Genomic DNA, 22,940 nt, shown 5'->3' with positions numbered 1-22,940 from the left:
AAGCATGTTTGACCCCTATGACTCACCCCTCCTGCTCCCACCGTCCGATGACTACTACGAGCCAGAGGCAGTACCCGAACCGGATCGGCTCGACTACGCCCTGGAAGGCATGAGCCGCTTCATGGGGCTGTTTGCCCTGGGCATCACCGTCACCTTGCTCGCCCGGTGGGTGACAGTGCTGCTGCCGTTCTACTGGATCGCATCGATCGCCTGTCTCCTGTCCTTGGCACTGCCTGCCTACCTGTCTCGCAGTGCGCGGTTACTCGCCCTGGCGACCGCCCTAGCCGTCGCCCTCTTCACCGGCTGGTTTGACCAACTGGCCCACACTAGCCAACAGGTGCAACAGCAGGTGCAGCAACAAGTGCAGGAGGTTTTACGGTGAAAGACCCCTATCTGCCGCAGATTCTGGGGCTGCTGGCGGCTGGCATGACTAGCACGGCACTAGCCGTCAGCGGCTACCTGCATCAACCAGAGACGTTCCGCTTTCTAGGTACGCAGCTCACTTATCAGGCGGCCTATCGCAAAATTCCGCTGTCGCTCATGGGCACCGGTCTTTGCGTGTCCGCCTGGCTGCTGACCCAAACCCGACGCGATTACCGTCGCCAGTATCAGGAGTGGGAGCGTCAAACGCGGCTGCAGCAAGGTCAACTGCAGGCGATCGCCCATCACGCGGAGTTAGAAGGCTATCAACAGGTGGCGCAGTTGCAGGCTGCCGAACGACTTTACCCCCAAATGGCACCCTATCTGTCAGACGTCCAAGATGCGGACTATCAGGACGTGACAGCGCCGCCACAGCAGGCTCCCCCGCAGCCCGTGGCAACAACCGCCCCGCCTGAGCAGCCATCGATGCCCGTCACACCCACATCTGAGCCCACGGTTGACCCGACGGCGTACCTGCAAAACTTCCTGGAATATCCAGGGCTCTTGTTTGGTGGCATGGGAGCCGGGAAAAGCTGGACGGCGCGTTATCTAGTGATGGAAAAGGTGCGAGCGGGGCATCAAGTGATTTTGCTGGATCCACACGCGGCTAACCATGAATGGAAGGGCATCCGGCATATCGGTGCCGGGATGGATTACCCCGCGATCGCTGAGTTTCTGCAGTGGTACCTCGATGAAATCGAGCGCCGCTACCAAGAGTTCAACCGCTCAGGTTTAACCGAGGAAGACTGGCAAGAGTCGTTACGGCAGCAGCAGCGCATTACCAGCGTGGTCTCGGAAGAAATGACGAACTGGGCCGACCGCCTGCCGGGTGACATCGGGAGTAAGTTCTTCAAGTCCGCCATGAGTGATAGTCGCAAAGTGCTCATGCCACCCCTGTTTGTCGCGCACGATCGGACGCTTACAGCGCTGGGTGATGCGAAAGGGATTGCCCGCTTACGGGATGCGGCGCTGCTGGAATTGGAGCTCATCCCCACGATCCACCCCACGACGCGCAAGCCGGTCTCCAGTGGTCAAGGCAAATTGAAGTTGCCCTGTCATGCCGAGTGGTTGCCGGTGGCGTTGCCCCAGATTGAGCGCAAGGTGACTGACTTCACACCGTGGACACAGCCACCAATGCCAGCTCCACCCGTCTCACCACCACCCGTCTCGCCAAGCCCACCCTCCGACTTGCGAGCGCAATTGGTGGACTTTTTGAAGGATTGTTGGCAAGCCGATGCGCCGCCAAATGCACCACCAAATGCACCACAGTCTACCCGTAGTCGCCTCGAGGCGTTACCCACGAGCGACCTCAGAAACTTAGGCCTCTACCTGCGTAAGAAAGGACAAATGACGGTGCGGGACGTGAAGAAAAGTTGGGGTAAAAATAACGGCTTGAACGGTGAACAGGTGTCTGAACTTTTACTGGAGCTGATCCACCTCAACCTGATCGAAACCTTCTCAAACGGCACTTCCCGCGCCGAATGGGTGCGTTGGCTGGAAACCTAGACGGAGTGGATGTTACGTCAACTGCCGTGTGCCGTACGGCAGTGTTACGGCACCGCAGACGGCAGGTTTACGGCAGTCAACACGGCACTGGTTACGGCACTTTTTAAGAGGCTTTAGCTCACAGTATGTTCAGTCACCCTAACCCTGTCATCGTCCAAATTCGGCGTGAACTGCGTGGTCAACTACCCGACGAGTGGCTGGAAGAAGTGGTCTCGATTCTGGAGTACCAGTTGAGCTACCAAACGCTGGATGAGTTGGCGACCAATGACCTGTTGAAACTAAAACTTGGAGCAGGATTCAGTGCCACGCTACAGAAGGCACTGCTGCAACTCATGCGACCGCCATCACTACCAACAGATCTGCCTTCAGAAACATCCTTTCCATCGCCGCTGCCTTGGCAATGACAGAGGCTGAAACGGCGAGTTTTCGTAAAGTACGAATTCGTACTCTAGAAAGTACGAATGCTTTTCAATCTTTAGCGCTCAAAATCAGAGTATAAATTATTCTAAGTACTGCTGCCATCAATAAAGTTGTGACCAGCCGCTTCTAAGGCCGGTAGCCCCATTCTTGTACGAGCCTCATTCTTCGTTGAAATACCGCCCTTGAAAAGAAGACTGGCGATGTTTGCCTCATCAACCTCTGAGCGCTTTTCCATGTCAGACAGGGAGAGCGTAAAGCCAGGATAGTAAAGGTCCAAGATTTCGACCTGCAAACACTCGATCATAGCCTTCGCTACCGGGGCGATCGCAAATTGGAATGACGCATCAGCACTGACTCCAGCCGTAGCAAAGTTGGTCTCTTTTTCGACATTGAAATCTTGGGGTTTTAGTAAAAATGCCAGTGCAATCATCTTTAATATCCAGTCAGAATTTTAACGATGAAAGCAGTTTATTCGTACTATATCTGCTGTACTGAGATGCTGAGAGCAAAGCCGGGGCAAGGTTAACTTGCCCCCGGCTTTGCTCTCAGAGAAACGCTTACTGCACCTCTTTTGAACAGCTGGATGTCGTGTCTATGGTGTAGACACCGTTGTCCATAGTCAAGAAGTCAGACTGCTATGTGTAGAGCCCGATATGAACCAGCAGCATTAAGTGCTAATGCCATTTTGAGAGAGATCAGAACACGCTAATCAACTGTGGCTATCTTCTTCCCACCAGTTGTTGACAATGGCATCCGTCAAATCGCGCTCTGACATAAGCTGCTCGGCGTACTCATCCCCCATTTCCTCAGAGTGGGCGATGAGAGTATCAAAAGCTTTTGGATCCTTGCCTAGCATCCGCACATGCTTATCTGCGATGTGTCTGAAAGCATGCGGATTTGTATAGCGTGGGCTACCAAATAATTTTGTCGTCGCTTGGGCAACAGCATGCGTGACCAGACTATGAATTGTGCCCTCATCATGTAGCTTGCCGAAGGCATCTGCATGCTGACTTTTACCTGTCATGATAAACAAACCCTTGTTTTGATCAAGATTGCCTCTCACTGTTTCCAAGACAGCCATCCGTCTTTGTAAACCGTTGACTCTTCTCGCATAGTTTTTGATACACTTCTCCTGCTCTTTGGCATACTCATGCAGTTTGCCAGCCTCAGCCTCTGCTAATTTTTGTTGAAGCTTTTCCAAGGCACCCGGTCTAAAACCCCAAAACTCAAGCCAACGATCGAGGGATTTAACCACTTGATCAGCCATTGGCCGCCAAACATAAATCCAGGTATCTAAATCTTTGGTCAGAAGATCTGGCAATCTATAATTACGGTCTAAATCATTTTTGTTCTCTTCAGGTGGAATTTCAACTTCGTAGTATGGGTTTCCTTGAGCATCAACTTTTCTGAAAATGTTTCTGCCCAGCTCTAGGCTTCTAATTTCCTCCTGCCGCACTGGGCAGAAAGTTAAATACTTGACGATGATATAAACCTGCCAGGCTTTAAAGATAGATGCCATAGACCGCTGATGTCCTCTGACGTATCTACCGTTAGCGCCTTTCGCCATGCTGAGACGGCTCAAATGCAAAGCACAGTGCTCCCGAAGGTATTGCACAACCTGGCGAGCCTCTTCGTGCGTTATCTCCTTAAGTTTCCACTTCTTTCTTCCAGCGCGCTTCTTCTCATCTTTATATTCCTCCAGATAATCATTTCTGAGCTCTCTCAGTTCTTCAATAACATCGATATCCGTCCATTTACGACGTTTCACAACATCGAAATGCAACCATTTTGCTACTGCGATTGCAGTAGTAGCAGCAGCAATAGCAGGAATGTGAGAATTTCCTCTCTCTTCGACTGACCAATCAGCAAAGGCGTCAATTAAGTGGACGTGAGTGATTAGTTCTAGAGAGAGTGGCTGTTTGGGATGCTCCTCACTAAAGTCAACGTACCATCCAAAGAAGCGGAGTACCGTTTCTTTTTCATTGGTAAAGGTAGACTCTTCAAGCACCTCTAATTCGGGTCTGAGCTTACCTACCTCATTTTTCCTTCGCACCACTACACCCTTAACCAGTTGTTTTTTCCCACCTGTACGCCGAAAGACTTCAAAACTTTTAAACTCTGTTTTCACACTTTCTGGCAATTCGTCTTCTGGGAAAGCGTAAACTGACCCTCGCGGTTTAAGAACAGGCTTTGGTATGTACTCTGGCAACTTTGGTACAAAAGCTGGTAAATCATCTGGAAACATCTCCTGCCACCAAGCTTGTTTCACTAGCCAGCGCATAAAGCGTCCTAAAGCGGAGCGGTAGTTACCCTTAGTTGCCTTCGATGTTTTGCCTGCTTCCAAGGCCAGCGCAAATTGCTCATCAAAGAGGCTCAAAGCGTTCTTGAGCCTTTTGGCGTTCAGCTTCGCACTATAGGCAGCAATCTCCTTGGGCGACAACTGCTTTGTCTTTGAATCAATTCCGGGAAGAACGTAGAGCTTGAGCGCTGTTCGAAGATACTTGCTGAGGTTGGGGTCTTTAGATTGTTTGAACTCTTTGGACTGTAACCAGATCCCTAAAACTAGACTCAAGGTGTACTGTTTCATGTCAGATTGTGCCTAATAGACGTGGAAATTGAGGTAGATAGAAGCACCGTCCCGCCTGCAAGGATTGGCATAGCGACAGTCAGCAAGCGGTAACAACGCAAAGCCAAGTGTTTCCAGCACAAACAGTCCCCAACAAAGTCAATGGTGGGAGAGTTCAAGCTATTCAGTGTTCAGTCAGGGCAATGGCTAGAAGTTCTAGTCAGTCGTAATTTCAGCCTTGGCGATTAAAATTTCTCCCTTCCTAGACCAAGGCGGTAATGAGCGCCTCTACAGCAGCGACAAAAACGAGTTGACGCCACCAAAGTACGAATAAACTTGGCGTATATAAGAAATATACACCGAGATTTGCTGTTGTTAACGCCGTTTAAAGCAATTTAGGTCAAGCTGGGCAAGCGTGAGCGGCTTCTCGCTTTTGCTTAGCCTTCTGTTTTTTAAGCAAACGCTTGATACGATGGACTGGATGCTTTGTCTGCTTGAGATGCAGCACGATGCTTTAATGCCTCGTTCAGTCAGCAAAATGGTAGAGCCTGGTGCCGCGGAGGGAGATTGGAAGGACTACTGCGAGCGCTTTGCCGCTCACCTGCAGCAATTGGGACGTAGTCCGCTCACGGTCAAAAATTACCTTTCAGACTTAAAGTCCTTTAGTCAATGGTTAAGGCTGTCTGAGTACGAGCGACTTGGTCTCACACAGGTGACCTCGAAAGAGCTGGAGCAATATCAAGCGTTTTTGTTAACCCAGCAGAAGCTAAAGCCTAATAGTGTGAACCGTAGGCTGGGTGCACTGAAGACTTTCTACACCTGGTTGCATCAAACTGAGGCACGAGGAAGTGAGCGGCTGCCCCGCGTCCCTGTTCGGGTCAGAGGGGTTCCAGTGGCACGAGCGGCTCCCTTAAGTCAGGAGGAACAACTGAGACTGCTCGAAGCAGTGGAGCAGTCTCAGAACTACCGTGATTGCGCCATTGTCAAGGTGCTGCTGTCTACAGGGATCCGAGTGGGGGAACTGTGTCAGTTACGCTGGGCTGATCTAGACCTTGAGACTGAACAAGGTCAGTTACGTGTACAACCGGGGAAAAGCAATCGCATGAGAAGGCTTGTGCTGCCTCCAGACGTTCGTAAAGCTCTGCTTCATTTAGGTGCTCAAGTGCAGGGTAGCAGCCAAGCGCCCGTTTTTGTCGGGCAAAGGGGCAGTATGACGGCACGAGGGGTGCAGGAGGTCGTGAAAAAATATGCCTTGAAAGCGGGTCTGAGAAACTTTACGCCTCACATGCTGAGACATACTTTTGTGTGCAGGCTCGTAGAGCAAAAAGTGCCTCCAGATAAGATCACAACCTTAATGGGAACGAGCGCTGAAATGCTCCTTTCCTATTATGTAACGGCTTTATCGGTGGAGAAAGCGCCGCCTTAGTTATGTCAGGCTTTGACTGCCCTTGTTTAGCAATGGAGTTCCACTGGTGCGGTCGTGCCTTTGAGTATTGAAACGATCGGTTGGCTTTGGACTGCTGTGTTGTGGGGCAGCGAACTCGCTGTCGTGCTTCAATCGACCGGGTCCAGTTGTTTAAGCTGTATGTGTTTGCGTCCCAGCACTAACTCAAACGCATCACCTGGCTGGAGCGCCATTTGCTCGGTATACGCGGTGCCGATCAACAATTGACCATTCGCTTGCACCGCAAGCCGGTAATTGGCACGGCGTCCATCTCGACCACGCTCAGCGGCTGGTTCGTCCAGTGCAATGCCTTCCGCTTCCAGGAGGGCTTTCAGAAACTGCAGCAGGTTGACGCGTTCCCCACCACCCTTCGTGGCCGTGTAGTAACCGCAGGCTTTCGCTTTCTGGGTCTTGCTCAGGGTCGCTAGCGTCTTGACCTTCTGTAATAACGCTGCGCCTGTCAGGGGTTCGCTCGTCTTTTGTTTCGCCATGCTGCTGCTTTACTGCCAATCACCTGCACTCTTATCATGCTGGATCGTGGGTCACATAATTGACTGAGTGCTAACCGCGATCGCTGAGTGCACGGGGGCAGTGAGTGGTCAAAGAGAAACCGGTTTTTGGGGGTGTACTAGTGGCTCTGGACTAAATCTGGACACAAAAAGCTCAAAAAGGAGTAGTACAGTGGCCTTTTTGCCCCTTTGCAGCGGTTGAAACCCTTATTCTGCGTGGCACCGTTGCTCCGGGGTGCAACTAACCAAGCTGATCGCTTCATCAAACCTTCTTTCGCTTGGCACAATTTCGTTCCACGCTTTTGCTGGGGGTGCAATAGGGTGGTCGCCTTTGGAGAAAACTTGACCCTCAATTGTTTTTTCGACCTGTGGTTATCCGCCAAAGATACTGGCAATGCGGTGGAACACGTCCTCAAACCAGGTTGTTGGAGCCTGACTGGAAGCTGTTGAACGATGCCACACCCGTTGTCGGCAAACAGTTCTAGAACGCTGCGCGATCTGTAGGAAATCTGGGTCACTGGTAAGGGTCTCTGGCTGATTTAGCAGCGGATGGTACTGGAGCCGATTACAGGCAATTGCCAGCCAGCTCTCTGGGGAAACATCCCACAGCCGCACCGTCTTGTCGTCACTACCACTGACGAGACGCTTGCCATCAGGGCTAAAGGCGACCGAAGTGACCGAAGCCGTATGCCCTTGCAGAGGTTGACCAATGGGCTGACCGGTTTGAGCATCCCACAGTCGCACTGTCTTGTCGCCACTGCCACTGACGAGGCGCTTGCCATCGGGGCTAAAGACCACTGAATGAACCGAAGCCGTATGCCCTTGCAGAGGTTGACCAATGGGTTGACCGGTTTGGGCATTCCACAGTCGCACTGTCTTGTCGCCACTGCCACTGACGAGACGCTTGCCATCTGGGCTAAAGGCCACTGAATGAACCGAATTCGTATGCCCTTGCAGGGGTGGACCAATGTGTTGACCAGTTTGGGCGTCCCACAGCCGCACCGTCTGGTCAAAACTGCCACTGACGAAACGCTTGCCATCAGGGCTAAAGGCGACCGAATTGACCGAAGCCGTATGCCCTTGCAAGGGTGGACCAATGGGCTGACCAGTTTGGGCATCCTGCAGCCGCACTGTCTGGTCTAAACTGCCACTGACGAGACGCTTGCCATCGGGGCTAAAGGCGACCGAAAAGACCCTAGCCGTATGCCCTTGCGGGGGTGGACCAATGGGTTGACCGGTTTGGGCATTCCACAGCCGCACCATATCGTCTATATCGTCTTCACTACCACTGACGAGACGCTTGCCATCGGGGCTAAAGGCGACCGAAGTGACCGAAGCCGTATGCCCTTGCAGAGGTGGACCAATGGGCTGACCGGTTTGAGCATCCCACAGCCGCACCGTAGTGTCACCACTGCCACTGACGAGACGCTTGCCATCGGGGCTAAAGGCGACCGAAGTGACCGAATTCGTATGCCCTTGCAGGGGTGGACCAATGGGCTGATCGGTTTGGGCATCCCACAGCCGCACTGTCTTGTCATAACTGCTACTGACGAGGCGCTTGCCATTAGGGCTAAAGGCGACCGAAGTAACCGAAGTCGTATGCCCTTGCAGAGGTTGACCAATGGGCTGACCGGTTTGAGCATCCCACAGTCGCACCGTACTGTCACCACTGCCACTGACGAGGCGCTTGCCATCGGGGCTAAAGGCCACCGAAAAGACCAAAGCCGTATGCCCTTGCAGGGGTGGACCAATGGGCTGACCGGTTTGAGCATTCCACAGCCGCACTGTCTGGTCAAAACTGCCACTGACGAAACGCTTGCCATCAGGGCTAAAGGCCACTGACCAGACCGAAGACGTATGCCCTTGCAGGGGTGGACCAATGGGCTGACCGGTTTGAGCATTCCACAGCCGCACCGTATCGTCTGCACTGCCACTGACGAGACGCCTGCCATCGGGGCTAAAGGCCACTGAATAAACTGGATCCGTATGCCCTTGCAGGGGTGGACCAATGGGTTGACCGGTTTGGGCATCCCACAGCTGCACTGTCTGGTCTATACTGCCACTGACGAGACGCTTGCCATCGGGGCTAAAAGCCACTGACCAGACCGAAGCTATATGCCCTTGCAGGGGTGGACCAATGGGCTGACCGGTTTGGGCATTCCACAGCCGCACCGTATTGTCGTCACTGCCACTGACGAGACGCTTGCCATCAGGGCTAAAGGCGACCGAAGTGACCGAATCCGTATGCCCTTGCAGGGGTGGACCAATGGGTCGACCGGTTTGAGCATCCCACAGCCGCACCGTATTGTCGCCACTGCCACTGACGAGGCGCTTGCCATCGGGGCTAAAGGCCACCGAACTGACCAAATCCGTATGCCCTTGCAGTTGATTGACTTCTTGTGCCGTTTGCACTGCACTGAGCAAGCTAGATTGGGCGATCATCTCCACGGTTGGCAGTGACTTGCTCTTAATCAAGGTGTCGATTGCCAAAATCGAGCCTGAAACTGCATTGGCAGTGGGTAGTAGATTCAGCGCTATGGCTGCCTGCCCCCGTAACTGAGCTATCAGTGTCTGTTGTCTAGCAATCTGAGTTTGCTGTTCCGCTCGGTTCTTTTCTGTCTGGGCAATCCTCGCTTGAGTTTCTGCCCGGCGGGTCTGCTCCTGAGCAATGGTCGCTTGTTGCTCTGCCAGTTGTCGCTGTTGCTGAGCGATCTGGGCTTGCTCTTGGGCGCGCTGCTTTTGGGTCTCTGCGGTTTTTAAGGCGCTGAGTTTCTGCTGGTTTGCCGCCTGTTCTTTCCCCAGTGCGTCTTTTGCCTTCTTTTCACTCTCCAGGGCCTTCGCCTTTTGCTGTTCGGCTTCTAACGTTTTTTGCTCGGCAATGCCCTTTTGCTGTAGAGCTTCTTGCTTCTGCCGTTGGGCTTCCTGAGCCAGCCCGGTCATCACCCCAGCCACCAAAAAAGAGGCGACCGTCATTGGGATAGCCCATTTCAGCACGGGCTGATACCGCTGCCAAAAGTTCTCCGGCAAATGCTCCTGAATCCACTGCCAGTTAAACACCTCGCGGTAAATGCGGTTTCGCACCACCAGGTGCTTGCCCTCTCGGCGCACCACCCCCGACAGCTTCAGGTGCGACTTTACCAGGTTCTGTTCTTCATCCAGGACCGATCGTTTCCCTCGATAGATTGCGCGATAGGTGTTCAGCACCTCCTGCTCTAGTGGGTGCGGGGCACGTTTGGTCAACATGTCGCGCACAAACTGCAAGTTGTTATCTTGCTCACTCATGCGACCCAGGAAGGTATGTGTCACCGCCAGAGCCACTGCTGTCTCCGTCCAACCAGTGGGCGGCTGATCCACCAGAGCACGGCAAAGCCGCTGGGTCAAATAGGGATGTCCACTCGTCCACTTCAAGACCCAGCCCAGTCCCTGTTGAGTTTGCTCTGGAGGCAACCCTAACCCCGCTGCCAGGGGCAACGCTTCCTCAGCCGTAAAATCCGTCAGGTCTACCCGTTGACCGATATTAAAGGGCGTCCGTTTAGCGTCACGAATCAGATCCGCTGGGGTCGCCACCCCAATGAGCACAAACGACAAACGGCGTAGCGCTGAATCAGTCGAACGGGCGACATAGAGATAACGAATGGCCGCATAGAAGTCATCGGTGAAGTCCAGACTGAGGGTGGTGTCAATCTCATCGACAAAAATGACGATCGGTTCTGCGACTTCTGCCAGCACCACTTCTTGAAAAAAACGGGTCAGTCGCACCGTCACTCCCGCTTGAGCATGGTCCTGCCACCATTGCTTCACGTTCGTAGACAACACGAGCTGGCTGGCCACCAGATTCAGAAAGTCGCTGTACCAGGTATCGGCACTCAGTTGCGTGCCAATCTGAGTCAGGTCAATAATGACCGCCTGAACCCCCGCTTCGATCAGTTGCTCAGCCGTCCGCACCATCAGACTGGACTTACCCATCTGGCGGGGTGTCAGGACATAAGCAAAAGTCGAATCTCGACATAGTTGGAGTAGCTCCGCATCGGCTTGCCGGGCAATATACAAGCCCCGCTCATTCGCCTGGACCGTACCGCCAACGGTGTAGATGGTGGGCTCAGCCATGCAAATGCTCCCGGAAATAGTCAGCGTAAAGCTGGCAACGGGGCAGCACTCGCTGGTCGTCTCGACTGACCAAACCCGCTGCAACTAACAAGCGGGCAATGCGCTCATCGGGGCAAGCCTTGTCGCGCAGTACCTGGAGCAGCCCCCGCACCAACTCCTGTTTGTCATAGATGCGGAACAGGTGATAGCGCAGGTGGTCGCCAAAGGGACCGCGGTCAGTCGCCGCTTGAGCCAACAACGTCTCGACACTCAGCTGCTGACTGGCTACCAGGTAAAGTGCCCGTCGTACCAGATACGGATGCCCATTCAGTAAAGCCATCAACTGAAGCTCCTGGGCTGGGGTGAAAGGAGAGCCATGTCGTTGGTTCAGATCGCTGACTTGTTGAGCGGTAAAGTCTGCCAGCAGAATGACCTCGCCCACATTAAACGGCGATTGGTTCAGGTTGGCAATCAAATGGTACGGCTCGGTAGCGGTTACCAGTGCCAGATCAAACTGCTTCCAGATCCGAGACGTTGGTAGGGCACGATTATTATGCCAGCTCCGCAACATACTGAAAAAGTCGGAGCGGTAGTCGGCATCAAACATGCGGTCTACCTCGTCCATCGCCAGGACTAAGGGACCACCCACTTCCTTGAGCACATGGGTTTGCATATAGCGCGTGCAGCGTTGGATGTTACCGCCACTTTCCTGCCAGTAATCCGTCACCCGATCCGGAATGTTGAGTTGTTCCGTCAGACTGGTGCAGAACTGCCGATAGAAGACATCGGCAGCATTCAAAACGTCCTGGTCAAACAACTGAAAGTCCAAAAACACAACCTGCTTCCCAGCTTTCAGCGCGGCATCAATCGCCTGCATCAGCAAGGAACTTTTGCCCATCTGGCGCGGACCTTTAATCGTGAGTGTGACCCCCTGCTGCCGAATGGTAGACAGCGCGATCGCATCGGAAGGGCGCTCTACATAAAAGTGAGACTCCGGGTCCATCGTCCCCTCGGCGGGTTCCAACGTCATGGCAGGGTTTGCCCTCACAGAGGTAGGTTGTGCTGACGACAGTGGTTGTGGTAGCGCTTGCACAACCGGTTGGAGCAACTCCGCTTTCGATTGCTCGCTCCGAATGGACAGGTCACCGCCCGCGATCGCCTGCATGATTTCCTGCAGCAGACGCGGTGTATCCCCTTCCCCTTCCCACAGCGCCCAGTTGATGGGATTCAGGTAAGCGCTGAGGGGATAGACAAAGGGTTCTCGATAGCCCAACCGGATCGGTAAAATAACGGGTTTACCCGACTCCTTCATCAGGCGATAGGCCGTCTCGATTTCGCCCAACACCATCTCACTGGGAACAGACTGAGCCGAGAGAAACGTAATCAGAAAATCGGATTGCCGGAGTTCCTGCTCAATCCGTTCGGCCCAGGGCGTGCCAATGACCATCGTCTGATCGATGAAAACATCATGGGATGGCCTCAAGGCCTGGTAAAGCTCTAAGGCAAGACGTTCATCCGGCTCTACGCCACGCTTGTAACTGATGAAGAGGCGCGATCGGGTTCTCGCTCCTGATGGCTGTGCGCTCGACTGGGTTTGGGCGATCGGCTGTGTCTCTAACTCTGCAACGTCGGCTGTTGGTAAGGGGTCAGGGGGGCGTTCGGTAACACTTAGGGGGGTAGAAGGAGAGAGAGCCTGAGCGGTTGATGGGCTTCGCTGTTTGAACTGGGGTGTTGCTGTTTCCTGAATGCCTTCCAGGTCAATGGCTGAAAGACCAAACTCAAAGGCATCGGCATAGGAGCGTCCGGCTCCCAGCCCATCGTAAAAACCCACGGCAAACTCGATGGCGGCCCGATCGCCGATCGCCTTGCTCATCCCAATTACATGATGAATGTGCTGGTGAATGGCGTCAGCTTGAGCTTCTGAGTAGCAGGCATTGAGGAGCACACATTCGACTTTTTCCTGGAACAGCTTAAATAACCGTGCGAGCGACTGCGCATTCACCGGTTTCATTTGTCCAGCATTGTTTTCTAGGACTAAGCCCTCAGCCCCAGCTCCATGTCCTGAAAAATGCACAATTTGCGGTTCATGATCCAACAGCGCGCGCCGTAAATCATCAGGACGAACCGCCCACTTCGCAATAATTTCAAACTGTTCTCGACTGCGCGATCGTTGCAAGCCTTCCTCAATCTCTCGCACCTCTTCATCTAGGCGGAGTTTGTCAGTGTTCTTTGGGTTAGCGGTCAGGATCAGGATCTTTTTCACGACAATGAAGACCCTTCTAAGGGGAGGCTGGCAGAACCGTAACGAAGCAATGACTGGTCGAGGCGATGTCTAGCTGTGTGTTCAGCCCGGATCTTATTGAATCAACTCTAGAGCATGGACAGCGGCTGCCTTGAAAATTCCCTGCTCCTTTCACTCCTCAACAATGATTATTGATCATGGTAAAGAATTTTGTGGTCATGGCAGCACTTGAGAATTAGCTGAGAGCGGACGTACGAGCGGCAGGCGTTTTGCATTAAGGGTGATCGCACAAGGCCTGATTGGCAGTGCGCGATCACCCTATGTTGACAGCCTGCTTCACAGCACTATGACGAAACTCCGTAACTACAAAGAATGTCGATCGATAGCCCTTGGCAAACAGGTCGTCAAACGTCGCTTGATACTGGACATCAGCCGATCGTCTCTCCAGCAAGAAGCGATCGCTCCTCAACTCAGCGATCGCCGTAACCAAGATAAATCCTTTTACTCAAACACGATTTCACCTCTGATTCTTCACATTCATATCAAAGAGCGATCGCCTCTTTTTTCAGGAGCGATCGCTCAGCATGTTTGCTCACAGATTGATGAGCCTCAAGGAGAGTCATCCAAATAAACCAACACAATCCGACAGGCATCAGAGGTGCATTTTTTAAGTGCAGATTGAACTGCGGTAGCGCGGGTATTGTGACCGTAGCTCCAGCTAACCCTGCCTCCGCCTTTGGCGATCGCTGCCCAACCTCGCCCGCGGGCAGTTCCACGCACTACACAATCTCCCTTGCCTTGCTGGAGACAAACTGCCATAGCACCACCAGAAGCTAGATTAACGGTTGAGTCGGAATTGGCAAATAAGTTGCCCTCACTGTCTTCTGCAACCGCGCTGGCTGCCTGCGCTTGAGGTACAGATGGAAGTGTTCCAACTAATAGGCATACAATCAAATTGAGAATAGAAAACTGTTTCAGCATGAGTTGATTCTCCTAATGTCTACTTAATTGATAAAAATCTTGGACTTGAAACAAAGATGAGGAGAAAGGTAAGTTTATCAAAGGTAATTGCTTACTACTCAAATTGGTAGAACTATGACCTCTAATATCTGTATAACAATTGAAACAAGCCAAGTTTGTATTCAGAAATTTTATGAGGTAAATGACCTCTACATTACAAGTATATAGCGCTAATCTTCTCACTCTTGGAAGTATTGATATACTTTGCTTGCTATCGAGTCCGCAGTACTTTCGTCCCCCTCAGAAAAAACAACTGAAATCACAGCCGCTGAGTGATCCATTACGCTTAAACAACGGATGTTTACAAGGATCGATTTAGATGAATCCACAGTCCCAGAGAAAGAACTATTATCTGATCGAATATCGCGAGTTGCTACTTGCATTACAGCTTGATTAGCCCTAGAGAGGCAGCTATTTACATTCATGTATTTAGTAAAGAGTTGATTGTTGATGCCTATATTGCTTTGCTTCGGTTCTTCATTATGGACGCTAGGATCTGGACGCTTCTTTAAAGCTTCCATGTTTTGTTCGGCATTCTTCGCTCTTTTGTCAGATTCTGCTGCTCTTTTACTCGCGTCATCTCTTTCTTTTTGCAAGGAACCACGTTCCTTCGTGATTTTTTCAATGGTTAGCATCAATTCACTTTCATGGCTAGAACTGGTAGATGCTTTCTCCTTTAAGGGGACTGTTTCCTCTCTTAGCTCCTGATTTTCTCGTTGAAGATTTGCTGTTTCTTGATGCGATTTGAAGAGTTCATAACTTAGAAGAGATAAAACCGTTACCCCTACCAAAGCAGGTACAAGCGCCTTACTCAGAAGGTCTGTCGAAGGTGAAGGTTGAGGTGGGATCGGAACAAGAAAATCTGTAATTGGAGGAACAGTAGGAAATTTGAAATTTAGACACCGTTGGGTTAATTCTGCTCCACGTAGATCTCCCAATTCCTGCCGCAGCTTAAACGCTTTATTTAGCAAGTTCTGTGCTCTAGACGTTTTACCAAGACCAAGTGAACGAACGCCCAATTGATGCAATGCCCATGCAACAGCAGAGTTATCGCCCAAATTTTCTGCTGCTTGTGCATACCGCTGGAGCACCTGTGCTTGAAGCTCCCATTGTCCTGAGAGCGCTAATGCACTTTCAAACGGTTTGCCTAGCAAAAGAACATCACTCCAGCGGCCTTGCTTAATTAACCACTGCAATAGATAAGAGATTGCTTCAGATTCTTGTTGCAGTTTTTCAGGAGTCGTGTTCTGTGCCCATTTCGTGACAAAGAATACAGCCCTCTCTATATAAGGAGTTAGATTCTCTATCTGTTCAATAGAACTCAGCAAATTTGTACTCAAACTGTAGTGAGAATCTTCCTGTTGCACAAGGTGCATCTTTTCCAAGTCTCCAAGATCTGATGCTGTGCCTTCGTCTGCGATCGCTAATGCTTGCTTGGCTGAAATCGCAATTCCTCCTAAAGCCGCCAGTGCAGCCAATATAGAACGCTTTTGCTGATCAAGAGGCTTGAGCAAGTGTTCGATTCGAGCTTTTTGTGAGGGGTTCCTTTGAACTCGCCGCGCGACATCAGCTAACGATTCCTTGCTTTCGCGCACTCCTACAATTTGTTGCAAAATCTCAAGGGGATGTCCGTTAAGACTGCTACAAATTGCTGTGACTGCGGCTTGTTCTTGATCTGTGAACGATTGTGATCGCTTTAATTCCTGCCCTATTAAATCCAGAGCCGCATTCGATGAAAGCCCACTGACCTGAATCGGTTGCTCTTCGCCCCATAGACTGCGCTCTAACGATGTAAAAGCAAAAACGCAATTCGGTGCAGTTTCCCCTAGCTTCTCAATGTCTTTGCGGGATAGTTTGGCATTGTCGAGGAGGATCAGGGCACGCTTATTTTGTAAGTCATGCCGAACTCGAACAGCAGACGGTTTGAAGGGGCGATCGCTGTCGTAAAAAGCCTCAAATAGTTTTTGCTGCAAATCTTCAACAGGCTCCTCACGCAGCAAATGAAAGTAAATCACACCATCCGGAAAATGTTGCAAGGATTCAGCAGTTCCATGGTGAGCAAGTTGCCGCAGCAGGACTGATTTACCGATCCCTACCGAACCATAAAGTTCGATTGTTTGTGATGCTTTAAACGCAGTAACACCCTGGGCAATCTCTTTTTCTCGTCCGAGCAGCTTGGAAAAAGCACGAGGACGCAACCGAATCGGTGCTGGTCGAGCCGTAATCCGAGGCGCTTGCTCTGGCGGCAGAATGTTAACCACCCCTCCTTGAGGCGTGATTTCATACTTGAAAAAATGGTTGTTATCGCCCTGAACGAAGTTGGACTCATTGTTATTGCCTGAAATTTGAATATCACCAATAAGATACTGACGACTAGGTTGAGGCTGGGAATTGTGTTGAGTCATGGCTATACCATCCAAGCTTTTGCAATTAGTTCAGCAACTTTTGTTACGGGTTCTGCTAACGTGACAACACCCGATAGGGATTGCTTCAAAGCCGCGATCGCTTGAGCGATCCCAGACTTGTCAGGTCTTTGTTTCTGTACTTCCTCTTCAATAAAATCAACGTCACCTTTTGTTCTCTTCTTCTCATAGGAACCGAGAGCATCGGTGTTAGCGATTGCTTCTTTGAGTTGGGCAAGTGCAGCGATCACCGCTTGTAAATCAGATGAAGTAGCGGTGGAATGATTAATATTTTGGGATACGGTATTGCTATCCCCTTGAAGTATGTTAGAGGCATTACTGTTGCCTGTAATTGAGATATTGCCGATCGATTGCGATGAACTGGCTGGAAGATCAAATAGTCGAGGCTCATGATACGCCGCTTCGGCATCTCTTGCATAAAAGGCTGAACCACTATCCCCACCACCAAAAGTTTTAGACTGTTTCGCCTGTATGTTTTTGGCTATATAGTATACGTCTTCAATCGGAAAGCCCCGTAGTTCATTAAGCTGTCTACATTGGACAAGAGACTCTATTCGAGCAAATCCTTCATCTGAGCCATCAAGAATGAGTTTGACACTACCTACCTCAATACTTGTCAACGTTAAAGATGAATCCCCAGAGAGTTTTTGCAAATGAGCAACCATTGCTTCTACCAGCGGTTTGTGCATCTCATTAATATCGGCAGTTAAGACTAGCACTAATCTTTTACCTTGTTGTTTATGAGGCGAGAAAGGCAGTAAATTGTTGACGCTGGAAATTGAAGGGAAGAGGTTGGCGGCTCCTTGACGAATTTGCTGGATAGGAGTGGCGACTTCAGGGTTTTTATCGAGTTGCAGAACATTTTTGGCATAGTCAAAGGCATCTTGAAACGATCGCCCATGACCAAGAGCAGCGTAGAATTTAGGCGCAAACTGGATGGCGGTTTTGTCACCGATCGCTTTTGTCATGCCAACTACACAATCGATCTGTTGGTAAATGGCATCGGCTTGAACTTTGGAATAGCAGGCATTGAGGAAGACGCATTTGACTGTGGCTTTACTCAGCCTAAACAATTCAACTAGGGGGATGGTGAGCACTGCTTTCACCTGTCCGTTGTCGTCTTCCAGGATTAAACCGTCTTCGCCTGCTCCATGCCCAGAGAAGTGAACGATCGTCGGTTGATGTTGTAGCAAAGCATAAGACAGGTCGCTGACCCGAACCGCTCCTTTGCTAATGATCTCAAACTGGTCGCGGAGCCTTGCTCGTTCCATCTCGGCTTCAATTTCGCGGATTTCTTCATTCAACCGGAGGGGATCAGTGTTGCGGGGATTAGCAGTGAGGATGAGGATCTTAACCTTGTTCACAACGATGCTCTCCTTGAGTTGACTTAATTTTTGGTTCTGTCAGAGCTTGCACTTGCAAGCAGTGCTTAACTCTTGGGCACTAATACAGATGAATCGAGCTAACGGCTTTAATCCTGCTTGAGAAAATATTAGAGAAATCTTTAAGACCAGGTGGACACATTCCGCCTTTTCTTCACATTTAATTGACAACGCTTGCCCAAAGAGGCTTGGACTGACCAACTAAGCTTTTTAGGAAGGGCAATCGCCAGCTATCGAATCACTACTTCGATCTGATATTCCTTGAGCGGCGGCTGGTTTTCTTCCCACGATCGCGCTTGCTTAAACCGAAGCGTTGCTTGTCCTGCTTTCAGTGCTTGAATCTCAAAGCTTTCGTCTCGGTTAGTACCGATAGCGGGTTGAGCTGACTCGTGGCGACTCGCTGTCAATGGTACGGCGGTTATAGCAACCACAGAACCACCCTCATGGGTCATTTCATACGTCCATTGATAGCCTGCAGTGGCAAGTCCAGGGAGTGTCAGGCTATACGTTTCGCCGACCTCAAGGCTAAGACTGGTGGGAATGTCCATGTTGCTTGCAGACTTTGGTAAAGGTAAGCAGTTCTAAAGATTGTCAGGCTTTCACGACGAGAGACGTGAGTTGGTAGAGCGATCGCCCTTGAAGTTTAGGTGCAAGGGGCGATCGCATTCGCACTCAATCGAACGACTAGTTGATCTTGTACCGCTGTTGAGACATTAATCGATAGCCCTGGCTGTAGCACTCGCCATTTTTATTTTGGAGATGCTCAAACGTCCAGCCCCAGACGATCGGTCTACCATCGTTACCGGGTGTCCAGATGCCGTCATAGCGAATCTGTCCACCACCGATGTCATAGCGTTGCTGATGCGTCAACCGATAGCCATTGCCATAAAACTCCCCGTTTTTCTTCTGAAAGTCCTCGAAGGTATAGCCCCAGACGATCGGTCTACCATCGTTGCCAGGTGTCCAGATGCCGTCGTAGCGAATCTGCCCGCCACCGATGTCATAGCGTTGCTGATGCGTCAATCGATAGCCCTGGCTGTAGCACTCTCCGTTTTTCTTCTGGAGATGCTCAAACGTCCAGCCCCACACGATCGGTCTACCATCGTTAGCAGGCACCCAAATGCCGTCATACCGGATACCATTATCTGGTGGAGGGGGCGGCAGCTTCACGCCGCGCGCTGTCCAGAAGGGAAACTCCGTATCAATGCCTGCGGCTCCATAGGCAATTTTGAAGAAGCCTTGCATACCCCAGCCTGTACCCCAAGAATTCTTACAGATCCAGCATTGCTCCGCTTCTGAATAGCCAATGATCACAACATTGTGCAAGCCGACTTCCGCGCCTGAGACGTGCTGATACACACCGCTACGGTAGGAGAAGAAATCGTCAAAGACATGAAAAGCAGCCACGCAGGGCCCCACCTGCGTCAGCCAATTCTTCCGAGCAACGACACTTTGCAGCGCCGTTGACGTGGTAATCCTGACCACATGAGCCGCTCGATCATCTGCCACATGGCAAACTGGATTCGAGCCGTTAAAAGCATTGGTGTAGGGGCAATTCGCTTCATCAGTCACGCCGCGAGTGCGGAAAGACTCATAAGCGGCATCTGGCCACCAGCCGTCACAGGTTGCTCCATGACTTGAACAGAAGTGCAGATCTGCTTCAGACAGGTTGAGCACTTGACCCAACTCAATCAGCGCGATTGACTCGACTGCTCCTACAGCGCTAAACGACGTACAAGAACCACATTCTCCTTGATCTTTAACAGGTGTCACTTTATTACCGTTACGGTTGCGCCAATCCACTTCGCGCTCAAACTTAGGCGTTTCCACTTGGGCGCGAGGAGCCATTGCTTTCGCCAGCGCTGCTCGATCGATCACGACACCCAAACGCCTAGCCTTTTCAGCCAGCGTTAGTTTTGAAAGTGGTGTTGCGTCTGCCACCCACTGGGCACCAGCAGCCTGTAGCGAAGCATTGAGGGCTTGAAGTGAAGTCATAAAAACCTTCTTGCGAAATGATTTGCTCTACCCCTTCATCAAACGCTCCTGCCACCTGAGTTCAGACCTGAGCTGTACTGGCTTGTACTGACTTGTGACTGCTTGCGTTTCCGCCTAGAATTTGAGCACTCCTCACAGGACGATCTAATGTCAACCAGGTCGCTCAGGGTGCGTCAAGACTGGATCGAGCCAGCGAAATTGGCGGTCAGACGGAGTGGGTTTGTCAACCAGCGCGCCCTCGCTGAAGAGGCAGGCTTAGCGATTGCCACAGTGAGCAACTTTCTGACGGGCAAACCGGTCGATCGCGCCACCTTTGTGGAACTGTGCCAGCGGCTGTCGCTCAATCCAGAAGACATTGCCGACTTCACTACGGTTGAGGCACAAGAGCCACCACGAGAAGTAAAAGAAGCAAGTACGCTCCCCACAGCATCCCTGCTATCGCCCTCTAGCTCCCAACCCCCAACTCCCGTGATCGATTGGGGTGAAGCACTGGATGTCTCCTTGTTCTACGGTCGTGCAGCGGAACTTGCCACGTTGGCGCAGTGGCTTTGCCACGATCGGTGCCGACTCGTGATGCTCTTGGGTATGGGTGGCATTGGCAAAACGGCACTGTCCGTCCGGCTGGCGGAACAGCTCCAGGATGAGTTTGAGTTTGTCATCTGGCGATCGCTCCGCAATGCACCACCCGTACAAGAGGTGCTGGCAGACTGGTTAGGCGTAATATCTCGTCGGCAGCTTGATTTACCAGAGAGCTTCAGTGGCAGAGTTAATAAGCTGCTGGACTACTTGCGGCACTCGCGCTGTTTGTTGGTGCTGGATAATGTCGAGTCTCTTTTGGTGGCAGAGGGACGGGCTGGTGCTTATCGGGAAGGCTATGAAGGCTACGGACCACTGCTGGAAAGCATCGGACAGACGCGGCATCAAAGCTGTTTGGTGCTGACCAGTCGCGAACCGCCACGAGGTTTGGGCAGCAAAGCAGGCAGCGCTTTACCCATCCGATCACTCCAGTTAGCTGGCTTACCTGAGGCAGACGGGCAAAAGCTGATAGCTGAGAAGGGTTTTACCCTGACAGAACTAGCAGGGCGATCGCTCATAGAGCACTACGGCGGCAACCCCCTGGCACTCAAGATTGTTGCCACCACCATTCAGGAACTGTTTGAGGGTGATATTGCTGCCTTTCTGGAGCACAGCACCATTGTTTTTGGCGACATCGCCGACCTTTTAGCTCAACAGTTCGAGCGATTGTCAGGCCCGGAACAGCAGGTCATGTACTGGCTTGCCATTAACCGGGAAGGGATTTCGCTGGCTGCATTGGCACAAGACATCGTGCCTGCGATCGCGCCACGGTCACTCTTGGAAGCGATGGAATCCCTGCAACAGCGATCCCTGGTGGAAAAAGTAGCACTCACTGAAAAGAAGCGCTTTACCCAACAGCCTGTGGTGATGGAATACGTCACAGAGCGCTTAATCACACAGGCTAGGGAGGAGCTAGTGAACGGCGAGTTGGCGTTGTGCGATCGGTACGCATTCAGCAAGGCTCAAACTGAAGACTACCTGCGACAGACTCAGATGCGGCTGCTACTCCAACCACTGTTGGCTCAGTTGCTCGTGCGATTAGGGAGCCCAGCAGCTATAAAGCAGTGTCTAGATCAGGCCTTAGCCACCCTCAAAGCCCGATCTTTACCACAACCGGGTTATGCCGCAGGAAACCTACTCAAACTCTTCAGTCAGTTAGACATCAATTTGAGTGGCTATGACTTTTCAAACCTGACGTTCTGGCAGGTGTACTTGCAGGGTGTGCCTTTGCATCACGTCAATTTTACGGGTGCAGATTTCACTAGATCCGTGTTTACACAAACGCGCGGTGATATTTTAGCGGTCGTTTTTAGCCCACAGGGAAACCTGCTGGCGACCGGGATCGATCGCACCATTCAGCTCTGGCAACTGGCAGATAAACGGCAGACAGCCACCCTGGAAGGACATGCTGCCTGGGTGTTATGTCTCGCGTTTAGCCCTGATGGCAGTTTGCTAGCGAGTGGCAGTAACGACCAAACCATTCGGCTCTGGAATGTGTCCACAGGGCAATGTCTGCAAACCTTGCGAGGACATACCAGTGGTGTGCAAGCCCTGGCGTTTAGTGCTGATGGACAACTGTTAGCCAGCGGCAGCCATGATCACACGATTCGCTTATGGCATGTGGCAACCAGGCAATGTCTGCAAGTGCTACACGCTCATACTGATCGCGTGTTAACCGTCATCTTTCATCCAGACAAGCAAACATTGATCAGTAGCAGCGACGATCGCACGATTCGACTCTGGCATACTCAATCTGGGCAATGTTTGCAAACCATCGCCACCCATACCAACTGGGTTTTAGCCACAGCCTTGAGTCCCGATGGCAAAACGTTAGTGACGGGGAGTGACAATCAAACGGTGACCTTCTGGAATCTCCATACGGGAGACAACCTGGGAACGTTACCGGCATACAAGGCGAAAGTGTGGGCAGTCGCGTTTAGTCCTGATGGTCGCCTGCTGGCTACGGGCAGTGAAGACAAAACGGTGCGCCTATGGGATGTGCAGACCCGACAATGCCTGCAAACATTCCAGGATCATACCCATCAAGTCTGGTTAGTTCACTTTAGCCCCGATGGGCAAACCCTTGTAAGCAGTGGTGATGACCAGACGGTGCGGCTCTGGGATGTACGATCGGGGCAATGTTTGACGACGCTAGAATCTCATAGTAATTGGGTGTCATCGATCGCCTTTAGTCCCGATGACGGCACCTTGGCGAGTAGTAGCAAAGACCAACAAGTCAGGCTCTGGGATGTGGCTACGGGGGAGTGTACGAAGGTGCTCAAAGGGCATACTGATATTGTCACCTCGGTTAGCTTTAGCCCTGATGGCGAAACCCTCGCGAGCGGTAGTGA

Annotated in this window: 16 protein-coding genes and 1 pseudogene; 6 read left to right on the top strand and 11 right to left on the bottom strand. The window is 51.6% G+C overall.

The window, feature by feature from the left end; genetic code table 11:
* The first annotated feature begins 4 nt into the window (after positions 1–4).
* The 3 genes from H6F76_RS28065 (at position 5) to H6F76_RS28055 (ending at position 2,330) form a co-directional block, all read left to right on the top strand.
* Positions 5–382, top strand: a complete 378-nt coding sequence (locus H6F76_RS28065; protein WP_190513315.1) for a hypothetical protein — start codon at positions 5–7, stop codon at positions 380–382.
* Positions 379–1,926, top strand: coding sequence for a hypothetical protein (locus tag H6F76_RS28060; RefSeq protein ID WP_190513313.1), 1,548 nt, complete (start codon positions 379–381; stop codon positions 1,924–1,926). The genes H6F76_RS28065 and H6F76_RS28060 overlap by 4 nt, the downstream gene beginning before the upstream one ends.
* A gap of 125 nt (positions 1,927–2,051) precedes the next feature.
* Positions 2,052–2,330 carry a hypothetical protein gene (locus H6F76_RS28055; protein WP_190513311.1) on the top strand — a complete coding sequence of 93 codons (279 nt, stop codon included), beginning with the start codon at positions 2,052–2,054 and terminating at the stop codon, positions 2,328–2,330.
* Between the two features lie 101 nt (positions 2,331–2,431).
* On the opposite strand, the gene H6F76_RS28050 is transcribed toward H6F76_RS28055, so the two are convergent.
* Complete coding sequence (locus H6F76_RS28050) at positions 2,432–2,776, bottom strand: hypothetical protein (protein ID WP_190513309.1); 345 nt, start codon at positions 2,774–2,776, stop codon at positions 2,432–2,434.
* Positions 2,777–3,055: 279 nt separating this feature from the next.
* On the bottom strand, positions 3,056–4,933 hold the full coding sequence (locus H6F76_RS28045) for a hypothetical protein (protein ID WP_190513307.1): 1,878 nt from the start codon (positions 4,931–4,933) through the stop codon (positions 3,056–3,058).
* A 394-nt stretch (positions 4,934–5,327) separates the two neighbouring features.
* On the opposite strand from H6F76_RS28045, the gene H6F76_RS28040 reads away from it, so the two are divergent.
* On the top strand, positions 5,328–6,338 hold the full coding sequence (locus H6F76_RS28040) for a tyrosine-type recombinase/integrase (RefSeq protein ID WP_190513305.1): 1,011 nt from the start codon (positions 5,328–5,330) through the stop codon (positions 6,336–6,338).
* Between the two features lie 128 nt (positions 6,339–6,466).
* Here the strand turns inward: H6F76_RS28040 and H6F76_RS28035 are convergent, their stop codons facing one another.
* From H6F76_RS28035 to H6F76_RS28025, 3 genes are all read right to left on the bottom strand, one after another.
* The gene (locus H6F76_RS28035) at positions 6,467–6,847 is read right to left on the bottom strand and encodes an AbrB family transcriptional regulator (RefSeq protein WP_190513304.1); all 381 of its coding nucleotides are present in this window, start codon (positions 6,845–6,847) and stop codon (positions 6,467–6,469) included.
* A gap of 390 nt (positions 6,848–7,237) precedes the next feature.
* Entirely contained in the window at positions 7,238–10,972 is a 3,735-nt protein-coding gene (locus tag H6F76_RS28030) for an AAA-like domain-containing protein (RefSeq protein ID WP_190513302.1), read from the bottom strand.
* The gene (locus H6F76_RS28025; RefSeq protein WP_190513300.1) at positions 10,965–13,214 is read right to left on the bottom strand and encodes an AAA-like domain-containing protein; all 2,250 of its coding nucleotides are present in this window, start codon (positions 13,212–13,214) and stop codon (positions 10,965–10,967) included. Before H6F76_RS28025 ends, H6F76_RS28030 begins: the two co-directional genes overlap by 8 nt.
* A gap of 259 nt (positions 13,215–13,473) precedes the next feature.
* On the opposite strand from H6F76_RS28025, the gene H6F76_RS28020 reads away from it, so the two are divergent.
* Complete coding sequence (locus H6F76_RS28020; RefSeq protein WP_190513299.1) at positions 13,474–13,824, top strand: hypothetical protein; 351 nt, start codon at positions 13,474–13,476, stop codon at positions 13,822–13,824.
* On the opposite strand, the gene H6F76_RS28015 is transcribed toward H6F76_RS28020, so the two are convergent.
* The 6 genes and pseudogenes from H6F76_RS28015 to H6F76_RS27995 all read right to left on the bottom strand — a co-directional run bounded on the left by H6F76_RS28015 (position 13,803) and on the right by H6F76_RS27995 (position 20,013).
* The gene (locus H6F76_RS28015; RefSeq protein ID WP_190513297.1) at positions 13,803–14,174 is read right to left on the bottom strand and encodes a DUF4189 domain-containing protein; all 372 of its coding nucleotides are present in this window, start codon (positions 14,172–14,174) and stop codon (positions 13,803–13,805) included. The genes H6F76_RS28020 and H6F76_RS28015 overlap by 22 nt on opposite strands.
* A gap of 218 nt (positions 14,175–14,392) precedes the next feature.
* On the bottom strand, positions 14,393–16,633 hold the full coding sequence (locus H6F76_RS28010) for an NB-ARC domain-containing protein (protein ID WP_190513295.1): 2,241 nt from the start codon (positions 16,631–16,633) through the stop codon (positions 14,393–14,395).
* Entirely contained in the window at positions 16,621–17,301 is a 681-nt protein-coding gene (locus tag H6F76_RS31655) for a hypothetical protein (protein ID WP_347276148.1), read from the bottom strand. Before H6F76_RS31655 ends, H6F76_RS28010 begins: the two co-directional genes overlap by 13 nt.
* Before the next feature lie 183 nt (positions 17,302–17,484).
* A pseudogene (locus H6F76_RS31650) lies at positions 17,485–18,021 on the bottom strand (CHAT domain-containing protein); the annotation flags it as partial.
* Between the two features lie 227 nt (positions 18,022–18,248).
* A complete protein-coding gene (locus H6F76_RS28000; protein WP_190513293.1) occupies positions 18,249–18,566 on the bottom strand; it encodes a protease inhibitor I42 family protein in 318 nt (105 codons plus the stop codon).
* A gap of 136 nt (positions 18,567–18,702) precedes the next feature.
* Positions 18,703–20,013 carry a C1 family peptidase gene (locus H6F76_RS27995; RefSeq protein ID WP_190513291.1) on the bottom strand — a complete coding sequence of 437 codons (1,311 nt, stop codon included), beginning with the start codon at positions 20,011–20,013 and terminating at the stop codon, positions 18,703–18,705.
* Between the two features lie 147 nt (positions 20,014–20,160).
* On the opposite strand from H6F76_RS27995, the gene H6F76_RS27990 reads away from it, so the two are divergent.
* On the top strand, positions 20,161–22,940 hold a 2,780-nt coding region (locus H6F76_RS27990), incomplete at its 3' end, for an NB-ARC domain-containing protein (protein ID WP_190513289.1).

Origin of the sequence: Leptolyngbya sp. FACHB-321 (genome assembly GCF_014695975.1) — a bacterium.
In the GTDB taxonomy this organism is placed as follows: domain Bacteria; phylum Cyanobacteriota; class Cyanobacteriia; order Leptolyngbyales; family Leptolyngbyaceae; genus Stenomitos.
Note: the sequence above shows the minus strand (reverse complement) of the source record. Positions and strands in the feature narration are given on the sequence as shown.

What these genes read in the sequence shown, in the direction of transcription:
- H6F76_RS28065 (WP_190513315.1), top strand. Translation starts at nt 5, where the DNA reads ATGTTTGACCCCTATGACTCACCCCTCCTGCTCCCACCGTCCGATGAC.
- H6F76_RS28055 (WP_190513311.1), top strand. Translation starts at nt 2,052, where the DNA reads ATGTTCAGTCACCCTAACCCTGTCATCGTCCAAATTCGGCGTGAACTG.
- H6F76_RS28050 (WP_190513309.1), bottom strand. Translation starts at nt 2,776, where the DNA reads ATGATTGCACTGGCATTTTTACTAAAACCCCAAGATTTCAATGTCGAA.
- H6F76_RS28045 (WP_190513307.1), bottom strand. Translation starts at nt 4,933, where the DNA reads ATGAAACAGTACACCTTGAGTCTAGTTTTAGGGATCTGGTTACAGTCC.
- H6F76_RS28035 (WP_190513304.1), bottom strand. Translation starts at nt 6,847, where the DNA reads ATGGCGAAACAAAAGACGAGCGAACCCCTGACAGGCGCAGCGTTATTA.
- H6F76_RS28030 (WP_190513302.1), bottom strand. Translation starts at nt 10,972, where the DNA reads ATGGCTGAGCCCACCATCTACACCGTTGGCGGTACGGTCCAGGCGAAT.
- H6F76_RS28015 (WP_190513297.1), bottom strand. Translation starts at nt 14,174, where the DNA reads ATGCTGAAACAGTTTTCTATTCTCAATTTGATTGTATGCCTATTAGTT.
- H6F76_RS31655 (WP_347276148.1), bottom strand. Translation starts at nt 17,301, where the DNA reads ATGGTTGCTCATTTGCAAAAACTCTCTGGGGATTCATCTTTAACGTTG.
- H6F76_RS28000 (WP_190513293.1), bottom strand. Translation starts at nt 18,566, where the DNA reads ATGGACATTCCCACCAGTCTTAGCCTTGAGGTCGGCGAAACGTATAGC.
- H6F76_RS27995 (WP_190513291.1), bottom strand. Translation starts at nt 20,013, where the DNA reads ATGACTTCACTTCAAGCCCTCAATGCTTCGCTACAGGCTGCTGGTGCC.